The organism is Nonomuraea sp. NPDC049784, assembly GCF_040659615.1.
Taxonomy (GTDB): domain Bacteria; phylum Actinomycetota; class Actinomycetes; order Streptosporangiales; family Streptosporangiaceae; genus Nonomuraea.
The window spans coordinates 1-4,134 of record NZ_JBFAMX010000769.1; the positions used below are offsets into that span (position 1 = coordinate 1).

The window sequence follows — 4,134 nt, forward strand, 5'->3', positions numbered from 1 at the left end:
AGCTCGCCGTCCTGGTCGCGCAGCCAGGCCAGATAGTCGCGGTACGGGGGCGCGGGCGGCAGTTCGCCCTCGCCCGCGTACAAGGCGGCCAGCTCCCTGGCGAGGATCGGCATCGACCAGCCGTCCACCAGGATGTGGTGCATGGTCAGCACCAGCTCTTTCCGCCGGACAAGGGTGGCGCGGACCAGTGGCGGCCTGGTGACGTCGAACGGGCGCAGCAGGTCGGCCTCCAGCATGCGCTCCAGCTCGGCGTCCGACGGCGGGTCCACCTCCGTCCACGGCAGCCGCACCCGGTGGGGGACGAGCTGCACCGGGCGGTCGAGTCCTTTGTGGCGGAAGCAGGCGCGCAGGTTCGGGTGGCGGGCGAGCAGGGCCTCCACCGCCGCGCGCAGCCTCGCCGGGTCCGCCTCGCCGCCGACGGTGAATCTGGCCTGGATGACGTACGCATCGTCGCCGCTGTACAGGGCGTGGAAGAGCAGGCCCTCCTGCGCGGGGGAGAGCGGCAGCACGTCGGCCAGCCTGCCGCTCACCAGTCGCCGTCCAGGTCCGCTTCGAGATCCTCGATCTGGCTCTGCGACAGCTCGACCAGCGGGAAGTCGGAGCTGGTCGAGCCGCCCTCGCCCGCCTTGCCCGCCAGCTCGGCCAGCGCGTCGAACCACAGCCCGGCCAGCCTCTCCACCTGGTCCTCGCCGATGGCGTCGGCGGCGTACGACCAGCTCGCCACCAGCCGCCCCGCGTGCACGACGGTGTCCAGCTCGATCGCGTACGCCATGGGCGCGCCGGGCATGCCGACCAGCTCGCCGTCGAACCGGCCCAGGTAGTTGAAGCGCACGTCCGGGGTGGGAAGCTCGGCCAGTTCCCGGGCGGTGCGCGGGTTGAGGTAGCGGAGGAGGCCGTAGCCGAGGCCGCCCGAGGGCACGGCGCGGAGCCGCTCCTTGGTCCGCTTGAGCGCCTCGGCCGGGGAGCCGGTGGCGTCCAGCCTGACCGGGTACTGGGTGGTGAACCAGCCGACCGTGCCGGTGATGTCGACGTCGTCCGTGGGGGACTCCCGGCCGTGCCCTTCGAGGTCCACCAGCACGCCGGTGCCGCCGCGCCACCTGGTCACGGCGCCGGCCAGGGCGGTGAGCAGCACGTCGTCGGGGCCGCAGCGGAAGGCGGCGGGGAGATCGGTGACGGCCTGCTCGGTGAGGTCCGCTGGGAGCGTCCTGGTGAGCGTGGTGCGCGGCCCGCCCTGTCCGTCCCAGCCGGGTGCGATCGCGGCCTCGTCCCCCGAGACCAGCCGCTTCCACACCGGCAGCTCCGCCTCCACCCGCTCGGGCCGCACGGCCTCGGCGGCGAGCAGCCGGGCCCAGCCCGCGAACGAGGTGCCCGCGGCGCCGGGTGTGTCCCTGCCCTGCAGGAGGGCGGTCAGCTCGGGGCCCAGGATGCGCCAGGAGACGCCGTCCACGGCCAGGTGGTGCGCGGTGACCAGCAGCCGGTCGGGTTCGAGCCAGGTGGCGGCGAGCATCTGCCCGTGCTCCGGATCCAGCCGCGGCGCCGTCTCCGTGCCGGTGCGCGTGAAGAGCACCTCCACCGGCTCGTCCGGGGGCGGCACCTCCAGCTCCCAGTCGGTGTCCGAGTGCCGCAGCAGGCGCATGCGCAGGGCCGCGTGCCGCGCCGCCAACGTCCGCAGCGCCGCTTTGATCCGGTCCTCGCCGGCTCCCTCGGGCACGGGCAGGAGCAGCGACTGGGTGAACGTGTCGAGCGGGCCGCCGTGCTCGCGCCACCAGTGCATGATCGGCGTCAGCGGGAATCTGCCCACAGGGGAGTCAGCGACCGTTCGCGCGGTGGCCCGTGCCACCGCCGCCAGCGCGGCCGGGGTCCTGGCGACGAACACCTCGCGCGGCGTGAGGCTCATCCCCGCCGCCCTGGCGCGGCCGACTAGCTGGATCGCACCGATGCTGTCGCCGCCCAGCCGGAAGAAGTCGTCGTCCGGCCCCGCGGGCGCGCCGAGCAGCTCGGAGAACAGTCCGCACAGCGCGGACTCGCGTTCAGTGGCCGGCTCGCGCGGCGCCGTCGGCCGGAAGGACGGCGCGGGCAGGGCGGCCCGGTTCAGCTTGCCCTGCGGCGTGATCGGCAACGCGTCCAGCACCACGAACTCGCCCGGCACCATGTGCACAGGCAGCGACGCCACGGCATGCGCCAGTACGTCGCCGGTATCGCACGAAATGCCGCGACCGACGAGGTACGCGATGAGACGGCCGTCGCGGAGCGCCACCGCGGCCCGGGCGACGGACTCGTGGCGGGCCAGCACCGCCTCGATCTCGGCCGGTTCCACGCGGACGCCGCGCACCTTCACCTGGTCGTCCGCGCGGCCGAGGAAATGCAGCTGGCCGTCGGGCCGCCGGTGCACCAGGTCGCCCGTGCGGTACATGCGCTCCCCGGGCGCGCCGAACGGGTCGGCCACGAAGCGCTCGGCCGTGAGCCCCGGCCGGTTCAGGTAGCCGCGGGCCACACCGGCGCCCGCGACGTACAACTCCCCGGGCACCCCCACGGGCACCGGCCGCAGCCGGTCATCCAGGACGTACAGGCGGGTGTTGGCGAGGGCACGCCCGATCGGCGGGAGGGAGCCGTCGGCGGCCAGCGGGTGGCTCACCGTGGCGGCCACCGTGATCTCCGTCGGCCCGTACGCGTTCCAGAAACGGGTGCCCGCCCACGCCGCCACCAGCTCCGGCGGGCACACGTCGGCGCCCGTGGCCAGCCCGCGCAGGCCGGGGTGGCCGCCGGGCGGCACGCTGGCCAGCACTGCCGGAGGGATGATCGCGAACGTGATCCGCCGCTCCCGAAGCACCTCGCCGAGCTCGGAGCCCACCAGCGGCCCGTCGGGCGGGACGACGAGCGTGCCCCCTGAGCCGAACGCCATGCACAGTTCGGCCACCGAGATGTCGAACGCCGCCGGTCCGAGCTGCAGGACACGGCTGGAGCCGTCCAGCTCGAAGGCGGTCACCAGCGAGTGGGCCAGGCTCGCGATGCCCGCGTGGCCGACCACGACCCCCTTGGGGCGGCCGGTGGAGCCGGAAGTGTAGATCACGTACGCCGCGCCTAGCGGCGCGAGATCAGGAAATTGCCCATTAAATCGGGCTAGGTCCGGCGAGATCCGCTCAATCCCCAGCTCCGGCAGCACACCGGGCGGCGCGATCAGCAGCGTGGCCCCCGCGTCCTCGACCATGTAAGCGATGCGCTCGGCCGGGTGGTCGAGGTCGAGCGGCAGGTACGCCCCACCGGCGCGCTGCACCGCGAGCATCGCCACCACCCGCTCCACGGACCGCCCGAGCCCCAGGGCCACCACCCGCTCGGGCCCCACCCCGCGCTCCCGCAGCGCCCCGGCCAGCCCATCCACTCGCTCCAGCAGCTCGCGATAGGTGAGCCGCTCGTCGTCCGACTCCACAGCCACGACGTCCGGCGTCCGCTCGGCCCAGCGGGCCACCAGCTCGGGCAGGCTCGTGTGTGGCAGCTCGACGGCGGCGCCCCCGAAGTCCTCCACGACGGGCCGCGTCATCGTGGCCGCCGCCACCGGCGCGTCCGGCGCGGACACCAGCGAGCCGAGCAGCGTGGTGAAGACGTCCGCCCACTCGCGTACGACCTCGGGCGCGTACAGGTCGGTACGGATCTCCAGGCTCGCCTCGAACCCGTCGTCGCCGTCGCGTACGATCCCGATCAGGTCGTGCTCCCCGCCGGTGTGCACGCGCTCGGGATCGGCGATCTCGCGCAGCCTGGCCACGCTCTCCTGGCGCGGCAGATGCATGAACACCCACTGGAACAGCGGCGACCGCCCGGCCACCCGCTCCGGGTCCACGGCCTGGACGACCCTGCCCACGGGGACGTCGGCGTTCGCGAGCACCTGGGGGAACTCGGCGGTGAAGCGGGACAGCAGGCCGGCAAACGTCGTGTCGCCGTCGATGCGCCAGCGGATGGGGAGGGTGTTCATGACGTACCCGATGACGCGCTCCAGGCCCTTGGCGGACCTGTTGGCCATGGGGGTGCCCGTGATCAGGTCGGGCTCGCCGGTCAGCCGGTGCGCGAACACCGCGAACGCCGTCATCAGCACCCCGTACACCGTGGCGCCGCGCTCCTTGGCGAGCGCGCGCACGGCGG

General features: G+C 74.1%; 2 protein-coding genes. Both read right to left on the minus strand.

Translation table 11 applies throughout. The annotated features are described in order from the left end of the window. Window positions 1-530 (minus strand): condensation domain-containing protein (locus tag AB0J09_RS58085; protein WP_360711684.1); only part of this gene is annotated, 530 nt, incomplete at its 3' end. Next, the coding region (locus AB0J09_RS58090; protein ID WP_360711686.1) for an amino acid adenylation domain-containing protein at window positions 527-4,134 on the minus strand (3,608 nt) is incomplete at its 5' end. The genes AB0J09_RS58090 and AB0J09_RS58085, both read right to left, overlap by 4 nt.